17 protein-coding genes are annotated in these 18,380 nt (G+C 41.4%); 12 read left to right on the top strand and 5 right to left on the bottom strand.

All coding sequences use genetic code 11. The annotated features are described in order from the left end of the window. Positions 1 to 102: 102 nt before the first annotated feature. On the bottom strand, positions 103 to 3,549 hold the full coding sequence (locus tag AAC026_RS10515) for an amidohydrolase family protein (RefSeq protein WP_339697653.1): 3,447 nt from the start codon (positions 3,547 to 3,549) through the stop codon (positions 103 to 105). Between the two features lie 104 nt (positions 3,550 to 3,653). Here AAC026_RS10515 and AAC026_RS10510 point away from each other — a divergent pair, with 104 nt between their 5' ends. Further along, complete coding sequence (locus AAC026_RS10510) at positions 3,654 to 4,655, top strand: DNA/RNA non-specific endonuclease (RefSeq protein ID WP_339697651.1); 1,002 nt, start codon at positions 3,654 to 3,656, stop codon at positions 4,653 to 4,655. Here AAC026_RS10510 and AAC026_RS10505 read toward each other — a convergent pair. Continuing rightward, positions 4,652 to 5,251 carry a tetratricopeptide repeat protein gene (locus AAC026_RS10505; RefSeq protein ID WP_339697649.1) on the bottom strand — a complete coding sequence of 200 codons (600 nt, stop codon included), beginning with the start codon at positions 5,249 to 5,251 and terminating at the stop codon, positions 4,652 to 4,654. The two genes, AAC026_RS10510 and AAC026_RS10505, sit on opposite strands and share 4 nt — an antisense overlap. 311 nt (positions 5,252 to 5,562) lie before the next feature. Next, positions 5,563 to 6,378 carry a 2,3,4,5-tetrahydropyridine-2,6-dicarboxylate N-succinyltransferase gene (locus AAC026_RS10500; RefSeq protein WP_339697647.1) on the bottom strand — a complete coding sequence of 272 codons (816 nt, stop codon included), beginning with the start codon at positions 6,376 to 6,378 and terminating at the stop codon, positions 5,563 to 5,565. A gap of 35 nt (positions 6,379 to 6,413) precedes the next feature. On the opposite strand from AAC026_RS10500, the gene AAC026_RS10495 reads away from it, so the two are divergent. Together AAC026_RS10495 and AAC026_RS10490 are read left to right on the top strand one after the other, a co-directional pair. Further along, complete coding sequence (locus AAC026_RS10495) at positions 6,414 to 7,535, top strand: glycosyltransferase (RefSeq protein WP_339697645.1); 1,122 nt, start codon at positions 6,414 to 6,416, stop codon at positions 7,533 to 7,535. Positions 7,536 to 7,703: 168 nt separating this feature from the next. Further along, positions 7,704 to 8,363: a metal-dependent transcriptional regulator gene (locus AAC026_RS10490; protein ID WP_339697643.1), complete on the top strand. Its 660-nt coding sequence runs from the start codon at positions 7,704 to 7,706 to the stop codon at positions 8,361 to 8,363. Here the strand turns inward: AAC026_RS10490 and AAC026_RS10485 are convergent, their stop codons facing one another. Together AAC026_RS10485 and AAC026_RS10480 are read right to left on the bottom strand one after the other, a co-directional pair. Continuing rightward, a complete protein-coding gene (locus AAC026_RS10485; protein WP_339697641.1) occupies positions 8,364 to 8,960 on the bottom strand; it encodes a hypothetical protein in 597 nt (198 codons plus the stop codon). It abuts the gene before it with no gap. Positions 8,961 to 9,053: 93 nt separating this feature from the next. Then, positions 9,054 to 9,929, bottom strand: a complete 876-nt coding sequence (locus AAC026_RS10480) for a LytTR family DNA-binding domain-containing protein (protein WP_339697639.1) — start codon at positions 9,927 to 9,929, stop codon at positions 9,054 to 9,056. An 82-nt stretch (positions 9,930 to 10,011) separates the two neighbouring features. Between AAC026_RS10480 and mnmE the strand changes: the two genes are divergently transcribed. From mnmE to AAC026_RS10435, 9 genes are all read left to right on the top strand, one after another. After that, positions 10,012 to 11,391 carry a tRNA uridine-5-carboxymethylaminomethyl(34) synthesis GTPase MnmE gene (mnmE, locus tag AAC026_RS10475; protein ID WP_339697637.1) on the top strand — a complete coding sequence of 460 codons (1,380 nt, stop codon included), beginning with the start codon at positions 10,012 to 10,014 and terminating at the stop codon, positions 11,389 to 11,391. Positions 11,392 to 11,633: 242 nt separating this feature from the next. Next, positions 11,634 to 11,987: a helix-turn-helix domain-containing protein gene (locus tag AAC026_RS10470; RefSeq protein ID WP_115869583.1), complete on the top strand. Its 354-nt coding sequence runs from the start codon at positions 11,634 to 11,636 to the stop codon at positions 11,985 to 11,987. Beyond that, a complete protein-coding gene (locus AAC026_RS10465) occupies positions 11,984 to 13,078 on the top strand; it encodes a site-specific integrase (RefSeq protein ID WP_014022280.1) in 1,095 nt (364 codons plus the stop codon). The genes AAC026_RS10470 and AAC026_RS10465 overlap by 4 nt, the downstream gene beginning before the upstream one ends. Further along, entirely contained in the window at positions 13,075 to 14,091 is a 1,017-nt protein-coding gene (locus tag AAC026_RS10460) for a hypothetical protein (RefSeq protein WP_339697630.1), read from the top strand. The genes AAC026_RS10465 and AAC026_RS10460 overlap by 4 nt, the downstream gene beginning before the upstream one ends. A 231-nt stretch (positions 14,092 to 14,322) precedes the next feature. Then, the gene (locus AAC026_RS10455; RefSeq protein WP_339697628.1) at positions 14,323 to 14,622 is read left to right on the top strand and encodes a helix-turn-helix domain-containing protein; all 300 of its coding nucleotides are present in this window, start codon (positions 14,323 to 14,325) and stop codon (positions 14,620 to 14,622) included. After that, positions 14,619 to 14,915 carry a helix-turn-helix domain-containing protein gene (locus AAC026_RS10450; protein ID WP_149393303.1) on the top strand — a complete coding sequence of 99 codons (297 nt, stop codon included), beginning with the start codon at positions 14,619 to 14,621 and terminating at the stop codon, positions 14,913 to 14,915. The genes AAC026_RS10455 and AAC026_RS10450 overlap by 4 nt, the downstream gene beginning before the upstream one ends. Continuing rightward, complete coding sequence (locus AAC026_RS10445) at positions 14,902 to 15,822, top strand: BT4734/BF3469 family protein (RefSeq protein ID WP_149393304.1); 921 nt, start codon at positions 14,902 to 14,904, stop codon at positions 15,820 to 15,822. Before AAC026_RS10450 ends, AAC026_RS10445 begins: the two co-directional genes overlap by 14 nt. A 3-nt stretch (positions 15,823 to 15,825) precedes the next feature. After that, on the top strand, positions 15,826 to 17,643 hold the full coding sequence (locus tag AAC026_RS10440; protein WP_149393305.1) for a DUF3987 domain-containing protein: 1,818 nt from the start codon (positions 15,826 to 15,828) through the stop codon (positions 17,641 to 17,643). Positions 17,644 to 17,836: 193 nt separating this feature from the next. Next, positions 17,837 to 18,127, top strand: a complete 291-nt coding sequence (locus AAC026_RS10435; RefSeq protein ID WP_149393306.1) for a helix-turn-helix transcriptional regulator — start codon at positions 17,837 to 17,839, stop codon at positions 18,125 to 18,127. The last annotated feature ends 253 nt before the right edge of the window (positions 18,128 to 18,380 follow it).

Raw genomic sequence — 18,380 nt, 5'->3', positions numbered from 1 at the left:
CATCTTCAAAAATTGAAATTAAGAAAGATTAAGTGATGAGGCACTAAAAAACCCCAGCTTTTCAACTGGGGTTTAGTTTTAATATTTAATAAAGCATTCTCTTTACTTTTTGATACCTGGCAAGTTTATTGGTTTGGAAGTATGCCAATTGAATGGCCCCGCTTTCTTCTTTCTAGGGTACACCTCATCTAAAGTATCTCCATCATACAGCCTTCCATTTTTCATTACTTGAATAATGGTGTTTGTATTTCGAATGTTCTCTAAAGGGTTTTTATCTAAAATCACCAAATCGGCAAGTTTACCTGCTTCTATTGACCCTAAATCACCTTCTAAACCAAGCGCTGTGGCTCCAAGAATAGTAGCTGTTTTTAGGGCATCAATATTTCTCATTCCGCCAGAAGCAACCGACCATAATTCCCAGTGATAACCCAAACCTTGCAACTGACCGTGACTACCCACACCAGCCAAACCGTCATTTTCAACTACATCTTTCACTCCCACGGCATGCTTTTTAAATACATGCTCTTCATCCATAAACCATCCTGGTCTTCTTCTGGATTTAGCCGCCAATTCATTGTATGGTGTGAAAAAACTCAATTTAGGATCGTTATAAGGATTCTCTCTAGAGTAATAATAGTTTTCGGCCCAAGGCCCACCGTATGACACCAGTAAAGTAGATGTATAAGCCATTTTGGACTGAGCCACCGACTGAATTACATCTTTGTACAATGGTGCAATTGGAAACGAGTGCTCGTGGCCAGGGTAACCGTCAAGCATTTGGGTCATGTTCAGTTTGAAATCCAATCCACCTTCGGTAGTTGGCATCAGTTCTTGTTCTTTCGCGGCCTGAATCACCCATTGACGCTGTTTTCTATTCCCTACCAAATACATCTTAATCGTTTTGGTATTGTAGTACTCTGAATACTGCCTCAATACTTTTTTAGTTTGTTCAAGGCTCTTCAGGTTATACGCCCAGTAACCAACCCCAGGACCTGTAGAGTATACTCTTGGGCCAGGAATCTGACCCGTTTCAACCATGTCTGAATAGGTCAACACATCGGTAGTGGCTGTTTGAGGGTCACGCGTGGCCGTAACGCCATAGACCAAATTAGCTGCGTAAATCCAAACCTCATTTTTCTCTAAACCCCATGCTGGCCACATGTGGGCGTGTGTATCAATAAAACCGGGAACGATCGTTTTACCTGACATATCAATGGTTTCTGTTCCTCTTGGTACCGAAAGTGTACCTGAAGCACCCACTGCTTTGATTCTGGCATTTTCAATTAGAATATCTCCATTCTCGATTACCTGATCACCATTCATGGTAATGATTCGAGCACCTTTTAAAAGCGCAGTCCCTTTCGGAATGTCTTTCTTTACGTTTACTTCTACCTTAAACTCTGTTGGCTTAAAGCTAGCTTCCTCTTTCTTTTCCTCTTTTTTCTCTTCGGCCTCTGCTTTCTTTTCTTCGTCAGTTTTCTCTTTATCCGCTTTTTCTTTTGCTTTTTTGACTGCTGCTACCGAATCGGCATAGGCTTCTCCTTTTTCTAAATCATAAATAAAATGAGAGCTACCCAAACTCCAATGCACCTTCTTAGCATCGGCAGACCACTTGGCAAATTCACCTCCTATTTCGGTGAGTTTTGTAGCTGGAAATTGAGCCGATTCAGGATTGGCTACTGAAATGGTTGGTGTTTGACCTAGCTTCGGAACAGTCACAATGTAAATATCATTGTTAATTACAGCCATGGCCTTATCTCCTTCTGGTGCCATATAGATTTCACTTGCTCGTGCTGGAGGATTGTTTTCGCGCCAGTTGTCAGATTCACTTAACATGGTGTTCTCGGTAGACATTCCCAAGTGGTCATCTACTGGGTTAGAGCCGTAAGTTGTTATACCTGTAATTGCCACAAGGTTCTTTTCATCGGTTCCATCCCATCTTACAGAACTTAAACCTCTTCCGCTGCTCAAGTAAATTCTGTCATCGTTTTTAACGAAATGCGGATTCCCTCGTCCATTGGTTTTCATGATAAAGTTAACCTCACCTCCATTTTCACTGATCCAAGCCAAATCTTCGGTAGCTCTTGGTGCCGAAGGCCCTTCAGCATCTTTCATATTTTGAGCACTCCCCTTGGTAAAAACAATTTTTCCATTCTTGTTCCAAGCGGGTGCAGTATAAATCGCTGACTCTTTGGTTAGTTTCACTGGTTTGGCTCTTCCATCCATCAACAGTTTATAAATGCTTCCACCCTCAGTTTCAGACCAAGTAACAAAAGCAATAGATTTACCATCTGGCGACCATGTAGGCATGGCTTCTGTCATTTCAAGATTCGTGATTCGTTTTGGGCTTCCTGAAGGAATGTCCATTACATACAGTCTGTTCATGGCCGTGAACACCATCGTCTTTCCATCAGGAGAAGGCACGACATCTCGAATTTGAGTGACCAACATGTTTTCATCATCAGAAATTGGGTAGTTAAATTTTAATCTAGGCCCCATTTCTAGTTCAACGTCTACGTTGAATGGAATTTCTGTGGCACCACCACCAGCAACAGGAATTCTCCAGATTTTGCCTCCGTAAGAGGCCAATAACTCTTTGCTATTCGGGGTAAATGTCATGGCTGGCAAAACGCCCAAAGGAGCAATAGACTCTTGATCATCGCGCTGAACTGGGTAAGCCAACCAACGCTCATCACCAGATTTAAGGTCTCGCAAAACCAAACCTGTTTGTTCTTCATAGCGAGAACCATACACCAAATACTTTCCATCTGGCGATAAAGTTGGTGTAAATGCAGAGCCATAACGCGAGGTAATTGTTGATCTTTCTCCGTTGTCTCTATCATACATTCCTACCTGATATTGAGGCAATTGAGCATTGTAATTCCAAGCGCCATTGCGTTGCGAATAGTAGATATATCGGCCATCGGCACTAAAAGCAGGCTCAACAAGCTTTAAACCCGCAGGTTCTTTAATCAACTCAAATCCCCCACCACCATTTTTGTGGTACATGTACAACTTCAAGTTTCTTCTTCCTCTGGCTGTAACTATGTAATCTCCGTCAGGCGACCATTCGGCAGACTGGAAGTTCTCGTTTTCACTTTTAGTGATTTGCTTGGTTTCTTTCGATTCCAATTCCATTGTCCAGATATTATCATTGCCACTTCTATCGGAAGTGAATACAATGCTTTTTCCATCGGGACTAAACTTAGGGTGCGTATCATAAGCCATTCCATCTGTGAGTCGAGTGGCTTTACCTCCTTTAAAAGGCATGGTATAAATATCACCCAGCATGTCAAAAATAATGGTTTGGCCATCGGGGCTAATATCTAGCGAAAGCCAAGTACCTTCAGTAGTATTAAATTCCAAAGTCCGTTCAGCTTTTAGCGGCAATCCTTTAAAAGTGGTTTGACCTGTGGTATCTTGCTCAGCATCTTGCCATATACTATTGGCTTGTAAGGCAAAACTTGAAGACATTAAAACGAGGCATAAAAAGCACCAAGAAAGGTGTTTTAGCCACTTTGTTTGCGGTTTAGTTATAACTTCTTTCATGTATTGTGGTTAATTTGTTTCATAAACAGAAAAGTAATTTAGTGAATTAAAAAAAGTCCGCTCAAGAAAAATATCTTTATCATTGCGGAAAATCAGAATAGGGCATGGCAAAACGGAAGGCAGCAGTTTCAAGTCGGGGTACAACGAAAAGAAAAACCACTTCAGGAAAGAAAGGACAAAAAGGAGGTTTTAGCCTCTGGAGGTTCTCTTTGGCGCTAATTATCCTTGTCGGTTTGGGCTATGGTTATCTGGCAATTAAAGAAGAAAAGCTAATCCCTTCATTCTTTGATGAAGAAGTAAACCCTGTTTTGGCGCCAGAAAAAGTTGACCCTACAGAGGAAGTTCCAAAATCGGGAAAAGAAACCCCACCCAAACAAGAAGAAAGCAAAGTAGATTTTGATACTTACGACCTTTATTTCACTAAAGCGTTCGACTTTGCTTGGCCAGCATATGAAGCATCTCAGGCCATTGTAGAAAGGCCTTATTATACTTTGCGCTATAGCGAAGAGCACGAGCAAGCTTTATGGGTAGCTTACATTTTATATGCCGACAGTTTAAAGCAAACTACTTTTGAGAGGAAGGATGACTTTAGAGAAGACAGTAGAATTAAAACGGGGTCTGCCTCTTTAAGCGACTATAAAGGGAGTGGTTATGACCGTGGACACATAGCTCCTGCGGCAGATTTCTCTTACAGCGAATTTGCCTTGAGCCAATCCTTCTTCATGAGCAACATGAGCCCACAAGATCCTTCTTTTAATCGTGGAGTTTGGAAGAAGCTAGAAGACCAAGTAAGAGCTTGGGCAATGAAAAATGATCAGGTTTATGTAGTTACTGGCCCAGTATTAAACAAAACATACAAAACCATTGGCTCGAATAAAGTATCGGTTCCTGAATACTATTACAAGATTATTCTGGACATGAGAAAACCTGAAATCAAAGCTATTGCCTTTCTAATGAAGAATGAAAAGAGTTCTGCCCCGCTTTCATCATTTGTTGTTACAATCGACAGTGTAGAACAATTAACAGGGTTAGACTTTTTCCCTGGCATTTCAGACGAACTAGAAGATGCCCTAGAAGGAAGTTTAATGACTTCGAAATGGTTTTAACGACAATGCTTTGCTAGCGCCTCAGAGGCCTCAGAAGAACCCAAAGCATTCGATCTAGTAAAATCCTGACAAGCAGATTTAATTTGATTTAAAGCTACTTTAAGCGCTCCTCTGTAAAGAAATGCTTCCGCATTGTCATTGTCAAAGTTGATAGATTGATTGTAGTTCTCCATCGCTTTGTCGAATTCACCTTTTTGATGATAACTTCTTCCTCTAAGCATATAGGCATCAGAACGTACGCCATCCAATTCAATCACCTTGTCAAAAAATATAATGGCCTTGTTGAATTCCCTTTGATTGTACCAGTACTTACCCATACTCAAATTGGCACTGAGGTTATTTCCATCAATATCCAAAACGGCTAAAAAATCAGATTTAGCTTGGTTCAATTGCTTCATCTCTTCATAGGCCCTTCCTCGGTTATAAAGTGATTTAATGTCTTTAGGATTGGTTTTAAGATACTCAGAATAAGCATCTACCGCTTCTTTATAATTTCCCTCATTATAAAGCTGATCTCCTTTTCTGGTAACATCATCGTTACAAGAAAACAAGAAAGTCATGAAGACTAAAACTAAAAGAGATAAGCGATTTTTCATTGATTATGTATAAATGGGTTTAAGAAAGAATCAGTACAAATAGTTTTTAAGATTGATTCAGCCATAAATGGTTTAAAGGCTGCAAAAGTATTTGATTAAACGGAATACAACAATCTTTTTAACAGAAGAAGGGCCCGAAGGCCCTTCCTTAGGTAGCGTGAAAGCACTCTACCCAACCACAATAATGGTCAACTCAAAACAACAACTACAGTATTGCAAAGGTGATACCAAAAAAGAAACCACTGAATATCAGTGGTTTACATATAAAATATCATACTTATCTTCTCAATTTGAGAGATACCTTCTCATTATTAAACAGCTACATTATTTTCACGCAATGCTTCGTTCAATGAAGTTTTTTTATCGGTACTCTCTTTTCTTTTACCAATAATGAGTGCCGCAGGAACATTATAAGAACCCGCTGGGAATTGTTTTACATAAGAACCTGGAATCACAACCGACCTTTCTGGCACATAACCTTTGTACTCAATTGGTGTCTCACCCGTTACATCTATAATTTTAGAACTTCCAGTTAAGGTAACATTTGCACCCAAAACAGCTTCTTTTCCAACCCTTACTCCTTCAACCACGATGCAACGAGAGCCAATAAAGGCACCATCTTCAATAATTACTGGAGCTGCTTGTACGGGTTCTAGCACTCCACCGATTCCAACCCCCCCGCTAAGATGAACATCCTTTCCTATTTGTGCACAGCTACCTACAGTCGCCCATGTATCTACCATAGTACCGGCATCTACATAAGCACCGATGTTCACGTAAGAGGGCATCATTACCACCCCGCTACTAATGTAAGCACCATAACGAGCTATTGCGTGCGGAACAACGCGTATACCTTTGCTGGCATAGCCAGTTTTTAATCGAATTTTATCATGAAACTCAAATGGGCCTACTTCTATAGTTTGCATTTTCTGCAAAGGGAAATACAGAATTACAGCTTTCTTAATCCACTCGTTTACTTGCCATCCGTCTGTAGTAGGTTCTGCTACACGAATATTACCGCAATCAAGGTCTTCGATTACTGTTTTCACAGCCAAAACCGTTTGTTTTTCTTTCAATAATTCTCGGTTGTCCCAAGCCGCCTCAATGATCTTCTTTAATGCCTCCATTAGTAATTAGAAATTTTCAATAAATTCGAATGTTTATGACGAAAACCAAACTCCTTATTACTTCTACCCTGAAGCCCATTGACGATTCTCGCATGTATGAGAAGTTTGGCGTTTCGTTGGCGAAAACAAACGAATATGAGGTTAATATCATAGGCTTTGCCTCAAAAAATACCTTAACCCACAATTCAATTCAGTTTTATCCTCATGGGCCTTTCGGAAGAATGTCCATTGACCGAATCGCAAGCCCACTCAAAATACTTAAAACCTATATTAAAGTAAAGCCTAAAATAATCATATGCAACACACATGAATTACTGATAGTTACATCCTTATACAAAATAATATTTGGCGGCAAAATTATCTACGATATTAGAGAAAACTATGCAAAGAACATTCGGAATACAAATGTATTCAGCCCCCTACTCAGGCCTTTACTAGCCGCATATGTACGTATGAAAGAAATACTCTCAAAACCGTTTTTTGATGGTTTTATTCTAGCAGAAAGAGTTTATTCCAAACAACTATCTTTTGTACCAACACGGAAATTCATCGTGATTGAAAACAAGTTTATGCCTGTTGAAGCAACTGAAAATGCCCCGAGATTGAGTTCAGAAAACACTGTTTTACTGTACTCAGGTACTATTTCAGCCTCAAACGGAGTATTCGATGCCATTGAAGTCACTGATCAGCTTCATCGGGTTGACCCAAGTATAAAGCTGCGTATTATTGGCTACTGTGCGCTTAAAAAGGACCTTAGAGAGCTTCAGGAAGCAATAAAAGAGAAAGACTATATAGAATTGATTGGAGGCGATTTTCTAGTTCCACACCAAGAAATCATCAATGACATCAAAAAAGCAGACTTTGGCTTTGTGCTCAAAAAACCAAACAATGGTATAAATGATGACAAAATACTGACACGCCTATTTGAATACTCCGCCAATAAGCTCCCTATGCTCCTTTTAAACAACCCCACTTGGATCAAATTCTGCAATGAATTCAACGCTGCCATACCAATAAACCCTAAGCATTTCGACCCTAACGAGACACTCACTTTAATGAAGAACACTAGCTTCTATACCCAGGGAGACACCAAGTCTAGTCTATGGGAAAGTGAAGAGTCTAAGCTACTCGATTTCATGGCTCAATTTCGTGATTAAAATATTTAGACTAATCGAAATAATAATTTCAACACAACCAACTCACTGTAAACAAGCGCAAAAAACAAGTTTCAACAAAATTTAGTTTATATATAATATTTTATTAGATGAACCTAAATATTATATTTGCGCTGTAATCAATCATTACCTTTAGCCCGATACACTCCTATGTTAAGCTTTGTTGAAGAGAATTATTTAAAGGCCATTTACCATCTTTCAGAAGCTGGGAAACGTTCCGTGAACACCAACACTTTGGCAGAAGAAATGAAAACCGCCCCTGCTTCGGTAAGTGATATGATCAAGCGACTGTCCGAAAAAAAGATGGTGGACTACCAAAAGTATAGAGGTGTAAATGTTTCGGAAAAAGGTAAAATTCAGGCCCTTCACGTAATTCGACAACATAGAGTATGGAAGGTTTTTCTAGTAGAAAAACTCAACTTTCAATGGGATCAATTAGACGAAGTAGCCGAACAGTTAGAGCACATCAAATCTCCCCTACTCTTTCAGCGACTAGATGAGTTTTTGGGCTTCCCTAAATTCGATCCGCACGGAGACCCGATTCCTGATGAAAATGGTCAACTAACAGAAAAACGAAAAGACCCAATTGCACAACTTCCAGTAGGGACAGCTGGTATCGTGGTAGGAGTCAATGGCTCCAGTGCTTCGTTTTTAAAGTATCTGGACAAAGTAGGCATTTCCATCGGTACAAGACTACAGATTATGGACAGAATGGAATTTGATGGCTCGGTAGATGTAACTATTGACGGTAAGAAAACGATCACAATCTCCCCCACCGTGGCAGAGAACATCTTACTTTCTGAAGCCTAATTAGTCTTTGATTTTTGTGCATTCTATTTTCCAAGTGGGAAAAACTATGGATTCGGTTTTATCAACCCATTCCCCAATCCATTTATAACCTTCAGCAGTCATATCATAGAAGGTCAATCGGAAAAAACCCTCTGCTCCATTAGGCGCCTTTTGCTCTCTGTACAATACCAGCTTATCCTTCTCTACAGCAAGATTTCCTTCCCAAGCAGGTAAAGTAGCCACAGCGGCATTGGAGGTATAATAATGGACGTACCACTTAAGACTATCACTGTTGAACTGTCGAATGCTGCCTGAATGAACTCCATTAGCCTTAAGCGTTTCGTCCTGAACCGCCATCCCATTCATAATGTATTTAAAGCGCCAAGTCATTGCTTCGGATTCAGCCCAAGTTTGGTCTGCATTTCTGCCTTGAGAAACGCAATTACATAAACCAATCATAGGAGCGAAATCTTTGATAGCGGGATTGGCCTCAGGGTTTGGCAAACCAAATGGGTTTTCGGCAGAAGGCTCAAAGGGGAACGACAATTTTTGTGCGTGTAGAGAAAGCCCTATGAGCAACAAAACACTGAACAGAATAGAGATTGATAATTTTTGCATGACCTTTTTTCCTTAATAATGGCCTCAAAACCCAACTGAACAAAGGTTTTTGCAGTGAAGCCTAATACAAATGCAGTAAAGTCAAGGCTTTCCTTAGTTCATTGCCGCCTTTACGGACTTAATCCGCGACTGCGCCAAAGGCAACTCCGGCCCATTCTGCATAGTAACCGAGGCCGAAGCACCCCATTCTATCCGCTCTACAAACTTTAGATTGACGATTGATCTGCGGTGAATCCTTTGAAAGTAATCTGAAGGAAGTTTTTCTTCCAAGCTTTTAAGAGAGTTCCGAAGTGTATAAGCCTTTCCTTTCTGGTCATGAATTTTAACACAATAATCATCCGCTTCAATCCAAACAATATGTTCAAGCGGCACAATCTGCGATCTATTCCCCACCCTCACCTGAATTACCTTGGCAGTATCCATGACATTACTCTCCGTAGATTTTATCTGCTTATACAGCTTAGAATTAGTGTTTTCCAGGTCACCCAGTTCTTGAATGTACACTTCAATTTCGGATTTATACTGAAAAAAATGAACTAGGAGAATGACTACCACTAGAAAAACGAAAACAATGGGTGCCTTATGAAAGAAGTAAAACTGAAACAATTCGGTGAAGACAGACCAGCTCTTTTCATCGGCTCGCATATTGACCAAAGCCGCCAAAGCGATATCCACCAGTAAAATCAAAAGCAGCAGCCCCCCATAAGCCAAAAGCTTCCGAATCAGCTCATACCCCGACCTTATTGGCGATTTACTAACATAGTACACCAAACCCACCGAAGTAGCCAACCAGAGTCCCCAGCGCAGCATGCCGCCTTTGAGCACCTCCGAAAATGTAACATCCATAGGTACTCCATTATTGAAGTTTTCAGCATAAAACAATTGCTGAAACGCCTCAAAAACCACAAAGGCTATAAAACAGCCCAGCGCAATCAAGAGACTCTTGTAATGGGTTTGTATCCAGTTCATTTCTAAATATACTGAAGCTGATCGAATAGAGCTTATTAGAAATGAAGATGCCTAATTATCAAATTCCAACTACCTTTGCCCTATGCGCGCATTAGCTCAAAACGAAGACACCATTATTGCATTGGCTACACCACAAGGCGTGGGGGCCATTGGCGTAATCCGTTTATCTGGAAAAGAAGCCATAAGCATCACCAATGCGGTTTTTAAGGGAAAAGACCTTACGAAACAGGAATCGCATACGATTCATTTTGGTACAATCCGCGATGGTGACAAAATTCTAGACGAAGTGCTTATCTCACTTTTCATTGCACCAAAATCCTTCACCAAAGAGAACGTAATTGAGATTTCATGCCACGGATCGAGTTATATCATACGTCAGATTATTCAGTTGTTAATCCGTAAAGGGGCACGACCAGCCAAACCAGGTGAGTTTACCAAGCGCGCCTTTATGCACGGTCAATTCGATTTGGCACAAGCCGAAGCCGTAGCCGACCTCATCAATGCCGACTCAGAAGCAGCCCACCAAACTGCGCTTAGTCAAATGCGTGGTGGTTTTTCTGATGAAATTAAAAGGTTGCGCGAAGAGCTGATTCACTTTGCTTCCATGATTGAGCTTGAACTCGATTTTGGTGAAGAAGATGTAGAATTCGCCAGCCGCGAGGATTTAAAGAATTTGGTCAACCGACTTTTGAAAGTGATCAATGCACTGATCCAAAGTTTTGATTTGGGCAATGTGATCAAAAACGGTGTACCTACCGTAATTGCAGGCAAACCCAACGCAGGCAAGTCTACCCTACTGAATGCTTTACTGAATGAGGAAAAAGCCATTGTTTCTGACATTGCTGGTACTACCCGCGACTTTATCGAAGACGAAATCATTATTGGCGGCATTGCTTTTCGCTTTATCGATACGGCTGGTTTGAGAGAGACAACCGATGTGATTGAAGCGATGGGCGTACAACGCACCCAAGCCAAAATGAAAACCGCCTCGCTGATTATTTACCTTTTTGATTTGGCAGACACTTCCATCGTTGAAGTGAACAAAGAAATTAACCTTCTTGAAAACGCTGGCGTGCCCTTCTTAAAGCTCGCCAACAAGCTCGACAAAGCTGATCCTGCTTTTATCGAAACACTCCAAGGGCAGCACCCTGATATGCTGTTTCTTTCGGCCAAAGATCCAGAGCAAGTAGAAAAACTGAAAGAACGTATCCTCGAACTCGTCAACCTCGATAAGTTCAAGAAAGGTGATACCGTTGTGACCAACATCCGTCATTACGACTCTCTGCTTCAAACCAAAAACGCTTTAACTGCTGTTATCGAAGGCATAGACAATCAAGTAACTAATGACTTTGTCGCTATGGACATACGCCAAAGCCTCCACTACCTTGGTGAGATCACAGGAGAAATCACAACGGATGATTTATTGGCGAATATTTTTAGTAAGTTTTGTATTGGAAAGTAATTACTTTTCATATAGTACGCTAAACCCTTCTTTTACTTACTTTTAGGCTGTTTTTACTTCCTTTACTTGTTGCTAATTTTCCTATTTTTTCCTATCTTTCGTTTCTAATTTGTTGCTTAACAATCAATATTTGTTGTTAGCAACAGATTTTTAAGATAGAGGCGAGATAATGTTACATACAGATACATCCTGATACAAAGGGGTACACTCTGATACAGAAACAAGCCCAAAAAGGAAACACCATGAGCAGCAACATTCGAGTTCCCAAAATCTGTCAGCATTGCGGTACTGAGTTTATCGCCAAGACTACTGTGACAAAATTTTGTGGTGATAACTGTGCCAAGCGTGCCTACAAGAAACGCAAGAGAGATCAGAAGGTGCAGGAGATTGCCCCTACTGCGGTACAGAAACAAGAATACAATCAGGAGCAAGTCAAAGACAAAGACTTTCTAAGTATTGCCGAAACCTGCAAACTACTTGGAGCAAGTAGAATGACCCTGTACCGTCAAATCAAAAACGGGAAAATACAAGCTGCAAAAATTGGGAGCCGTACCATCATCAAGAGAGAAGAAATCGAAAAACTGTTTCAGGCATGAAAGTAACACTAAGAAAACGCAATCAAGGTGGAAAGACCAGTCTATACCTCGACTACTACCACAAGGGGAAAAGGAAAACCGAATACCTCAAATTATACCTTTCGCCCAATGCAAAGACCAAAGAGGAAAAGGAAGTCAACAAAAAGACCCTTCAATTAGCTGAGACTATTAGAGCACAGCGACAAATCGAAATCCAAAACGGTGTTTATGGATTCCGAGACAATGAGAAATTGAAAGGCAGCTTCCTTGCATACATTGAGCTACTGGCTAACCAGAGACAAGACAGCCCAGGCAATTATGGCAACTGGACAAGTATGCTAAAACACCTAAAGGCTTTCTGTTCCTATGAGGTTTCCTTCTCAGATATTGACCGTCAGTTTATTCAGGATTTCAAATACTACCTTGATAAAAAGGCTATTGCACATGGTGACCAGAAACTATCTCAAAATTCTAAATACTCCTACTTTAACAAGTTGCGAGCAGCTTTAAAGCAAGCAGTGAAAGACGGTATTCTACCCACCAACCCAAGTGAAGGAGTTGACGCCTTTAAACAAGGTGAACCTGAAAGAGAATTTCTGACCTTGGAGGAACTGCAAGCAGCAGCCAATACGGAATGTGAAATACCTCAGATGAAAACGGCATTCATATTTTCATGCCTTACAGGTCTCAGGTGGTCAGACATTAATAAGCTACTCTGGTCAGAGGTGCAGCACTCAAATGATAACGGGTATTACATCCGATTCAGACAAAAGAAAACCAAGGGAGCAGAAACCCTCCCTATTTCAGAACAAGCCTTTGGCTTGCTCGGTGAAAGGCAAGCTCCAGAAGAGCGAGTATTCAAAGGATTAAAATACTCTGCATGGCATAACCTGAAATTGCAACAATGGATGATGAAAGCTGGTATCTCCAAAACCATCACTTTCCATTGTGCCCGTCATACCTATGCCACTTTGCAGCTTACGGCAGGAACTGATATTTACACAGTCTCAAAGCTCTTAGGCCATAAGGAATTGAAGACCACCCAAGTCTATGCGAAAATCATAGATGAGAAGAAACAGGAAGCAGCCAACAAAATCAAACTTGACCTATGAGCAATCAAACCAAATTACTTGACGACATCCTGTACCAAGAGCTTCGCCCTTGGTTAGGGAAAAACAGCCTTGATCAAAAGTATGCTTCCAAACTCAGCAGCGTAAAAGAAGCCTCCACAGATTTTCAATTCAAATATGAAATCAATTTTCACAGGCCATTCGATCACAAAACAAAGTACTATTCCAAACTGATATTGAATAATGTCAAAGCGGAATGTGTCAGGCTTGTGGAGCTGATCAAGGAGGACAACAACGAAAACTTAATCAAGTATTGGCTTGAAGACACACTTAACAAGCGGATTAAAACACGTTTAAAAGACCTTGGAAAGCTCATTAAAGAAAAGGACTATGCACTGACGTACATAGATCCTAAAAAAACATCCTTTGAATTAGACCAAACTCACAAGGCAAACACATTCATCTTACAGCTTCTAAAGCTTGCATACATGCAGCTTTACTTAGAAATCCAAAATGCTTTCAGCACTTGGATAGAAGATCAATTCATACTGGAGGACTTTTACAGCCAACTACTTTTAGAACCTGTCCCGGACAAACATTTCTTGAAACCAGTTCAAGTAATTGAAGTTGAATCCAAACCATTACCAGCAGCCAAAACGGAAACCGCAGCAACGGCAAATTCATTTCATTCATTTACCTACAAGCAGCTAAACACCAACCCAGATAAATTGACCGATTTATGGGATAGTCTAAAGCTGAATCATTTCATTAGCAAATCCACAACCCTACTCAACTTCAAAAAGGTATTCTCAGGAGGTGAAATCAAAACGCCTATAGAATGGACAGGAAATATCAGCGAGCTATTCTATTTCATTAAGCTGATATACTCTGAGCATAAGTTGGTGGAGGATCTAAAGCAAAAGCAATGGGAAGTGACTTGCCTATGCTTCGTTGATACTGATGGGAATTCCTTTGACAGGTCAAAGTTCAGGTCTTTAAAAAGACCGAACCTATCAGGAGATAAAATAGAAAAGGCAGTTTCGCACCTGATATAGTCCACTCTGCACTATACTCCTTTTATCTTTTTTCTGTTTTTGTTTAGTCCTCTTTTACCTTAAAAGTGGGCTATCAATTTTTACAGCCCACTCTGCACTCTGCACTCTACACTGCACCATGCTTTAGAGCCTCATAACGCCCCTTTTAGCCTCCTACTTTAGCATCGTATTCGACAATCGGATATGACTTTTGGCCAAGAGTCCATTCATTAATTCTTAATACGATTTAAGATGGACGAAATAATTGAACGTCTTGAAAATCTCCAACGCCTAATTGAGAGCCAGGGGATTTATACGAAAGAAGTTTTAAACTTCAATGAGGCTTGCCAGTACTTGGAACTTTCACAGTCACACTTGTACAAGTTGACAAGTGCAGGGAATATTCCACACTACAAGCCCAATGGAAAGAAGCTCTATTTCAAAAGAAGCGAGTTGGAAAGCTGGTTGCTTCGCAACCGCAATTCCACTCAGGAAGAAATAGACCAACGGGCAGCGGATTACCTAATCAAGAAAGGGAGGGTGAAGCTATGAACGAGCTAATGGATATGATCTTGACCCTCGCTCAAGACATTAAAACAGTCAAAGCCTATCTCCTCAATTTCCATAAATCACGTTTGGAGCAGTTCAGCGAAGAATGGATTGATGGACAGGTAGTGATGCAAACGCTTCACATCAGTAAAAGAACCCTCCAATCCCTTCGGGATAGTGGGGTTCTTCCTTACAGCCGAATCAATGGTAAATTCTACTACAAGGTTTCCGATATAGAAGCCTTGCTGGAATCCAATTACTCACCTTCAAAATCAAAGCACTATGGAGGTAAGTAGAAAAGCCATTCTCGACAAAACGCACTACGGCCTGAATATCTATGCCCATGTGTTGCGACAGTACTATCCGGGTGAAACAGTCCTTTCCCTTTCGGGAAGGGACTGTAAACCTGCGAAAAACCCTTTCAATGCGGACAAGCCTACATTGTTGGTAAAAGTGGTTGACGGTTGCGCTACGCACACCGATTCCGAAGAAGTCATTGCACAAGGCAATGTCTTTGATTTTGCAGCATTGCATTTCAGCCTCGAAGGGCAAGCCCTTCTCGACAAGCTGAATGAGGAACTGCATTTGCGTATCGGTAAGCAGCAAGGTTTTTACAGACAGGCAGAATCGCAACCTGCGGTTGCTCTTCCTGAAATAATCAAACCGGCTCCGCCAGTTTTCAGCTATTTCACCAAGCCTGTTACCAACGTAACACCAAGTCGGAAAGCCTCCTTAGTTGAGGTGTACCGCCTTATCAAAGGGAATGAATTTGCTTCGTGTACAAGTACACTACGCAACATTCCCGACCCGAAGGAAGCCCGAAAGTACAAGGCTCAAAATTTTGATTATGTGACCTTCTCAGGCACGTTCTCCAAACGCAATGACGCAAACCTTCAAAAACATTCAGGTTTGCTCACAATCGATTTTGACCACATTGAAGACATTCCTTCACTCAAGGCGGCATTGCTCAACGACCATTACTTTGAAACAGAGCTACTGTTTATATCCCCTTCAGGTGATGGCCTCAAATGGGTAATTCCAATCCACTTGACGCAAGCAAAACACCAGGACTATTTCAAGGCAGTGGCAAACTACGTTTCCCACACCTATCAACTCGAAATAGACCAATCCGGAAAGGACATTTCAAGGGCATGTTTCCTTCCGCATGATTCAGAAATATTCATCAATCCTAAATACTTGTAGGACATGGAAAGAAAGACATTCAATCCGCAGGATTGGCTTAATCAGCCAACCCCGCAACCAAAAGTTACTGAGCAACCAACTTTCAATTCAGATTCTCAAATAGACGAAGTAGAACGCATCATCCAGAGCATTGAAGCTAACCGGGTTGATATTACCTCCACTTACAGCGATTGGGTTAATATCGGCTTCACCTTTGCGGATGAATTTGGAGAGAATGGCCGGCCGCTATTTCATAGAGTTAGCCAGTTCTACCCCGACTATTCCGCTCCGGAGTGCGACAAGCAATTTGACAATTGCTTGAAATCAAAAGGTCATGGCGTTTCACTAAAAACCTTTTTCTTCCTGACCAAAGATGCAGGAATTGATATTACGCCTCCACGGGCAGAACGGCAGGATCAGCGTACTTTCAAGAGGGAGAAACTGACCGGCAGTCAAGAGCATCCACAGCAGAGGGAAAATCAGGAACCGGAAGAAATGCCGACATTTTCCGATTCTATGTTTCCTGAACTTCCTGAATTTCTTCAAAAGGTTGTGGAGATTGCCACTTCCAAAGAGGAAAGGGATATTCTACTCCTCGGTTCCCTCGGAGCTATCAGTGCATGTTTACCCAAAGTATCGGGCATTTATGATGGCAAACGGGTTTTCCCCAATCTGTTCCTATTCATTACAGCCCAAGCATCCGCAGGAAAAGGCCGCTTGGTGCATTGCCGCCAGTTGGTGAATCCGGTTCACAAAGAATTGAGAGAACAGGCTAAACTCCATAAGCAACACTATGAATTGGAAATGGCCGAATACAATGCCAAAAAAGGAAAGGAAGAAGGTATCGAGAAGCCAGCCAAACCACCGGAGAAGATGCTGTTCATTCCTGCAAACAACAGTTCAACGGGAGCTTACCAGCTTTTGGGTGATAGTGATGGCAGAGGGCTGATTTTCGAGACCGAAGGTGATACCTTAGCACATGCCTTCAAGAGTGATTACGGAAACTACAGTGACGGCTTTAGAAAAGCTTTTCACCATGAAACCATTTCCTACTATCGCAGAACCGACCGTGAGTTTGTAGACATTGAAAGCCCTTGTCTTTCTACTGTCCTTTCAGGAACGCCAAAACAAGTTTCGGCATTGATACCCAACGCTGAAAACGGCCTATTCAGCCGTTTCATCTTCTATTTCATGAATGTGCGGCCGGTATGGAAAAATGTATTTGCCAGCCAAACAGACAACGGACTGGACGATTACTTTGAAGCCCTGGGCAATGAGTTCTATGAACTCTACAAAGTCATTATGCAGGATGAGCCCCGGCAGTTCTACCTCACGGCAGACCAGCAAGAACAGTTCAATCAGTTTTTCGGACAGATTCAGGAAAAGTACATGAACCTTCAGGGCTTGGACTACATGGCCACTATTAGGAGATTGGGTTTAATTGCCTACCGCATCTGCATGATATGCTCCGCTTTGCGGATCATGGAAACGGGCGATACTTCTCGAAAGCTAATTTGTGAGGAAAGGGATTTTCAAGCTGCGCTTTCAATGGTGAAGGTATTGGTCAAGCATTCAAGCAAAGTGTTTGTAGAGCTTCCGCAGGAAGAACCCAAGCCCACACGAATGAATAAGAAAGAGAAGTTCCTGTATGCCCTACCCCGCAACTTCAATCGCCAGAAATACCTTGAAGTAGCCAACACAATGAGTATTCCGGCAAAGACAGCAGAAGGCTACATTGCCCACTTTGTGAAATCAGGTCTTATTCACCGTGAGGCACACGACAATTATATAAACACCTCACTTGAGGAATCTCAGGATTCTAAGGAAATCAAGGAAGGATAAGCCCGTTGGGCTTTCCTTCCGAAGGTTCGACCAGACCATTAAAAATTTACACCACTGGTCAACCTAAGGACAAATAATCCTTAGTTTCCTCTATTTCCTCAAATTCCTGAAATCAGTTTATCACTTCTTTTTGCTTTTACTATCGCTTTCTTTTCTTATATTTGACAAATTCTGACAAGTCAATAATACGGCAATGAATTATCTGGGCAATAAGATCAGGGAGCTTCGGGAAACAAAGGGTTTACTGCTCCGGCAAGTGGCGGCCCATATCGAAGTGGATACCGCACTGGTGAGTAAGTTGGAGCGTGGAGAGAGAAAAGCCCAAAGGGACCAAATTTCCAGGATTGCCGACTTTTTGAAAGTAAAGGAAGATGAACTGCTTTTCTTATGGCTGGCGGACAAGATCATGGACGATATCCAAGACGAACCACAGGCATTAGAAGCATTGAAATTTGTAGAACGCCAACTCCATTCAAATCTATGAATGATAATTTGTAAATGATGAATAAAACAGACCTACAAAAAAGGACAAAAACATTTGCGCTCTATATTATTAAAATAGTGCAATTGCTTCCCGAAAACCGGGTATGTTGGACTTTTTGTGATCAAACCATAACCCCTATTCCCCTGGATAAAGACAAGAAAGGACTTGCTCCGCAAGCCCCTCGATATACTTCAATTGACAAAGTGTTGAAGGCTAAAAAATTATCTCAGGTGTTTTAACCTATCGAAGAGCT

Source organism: uncultured Roseivirga sp. (assembly GCF_963973945.1).
GTDB lineage: Bacteria > Bacteroidota > Bacteroidia > Cytophagales > Cyclobacteriaceae > Roseivirga.
Note: the sequence above shows the minus strand (reverse complement) of the source record. Positions and strands in the feature narration are given on the sequence as shown.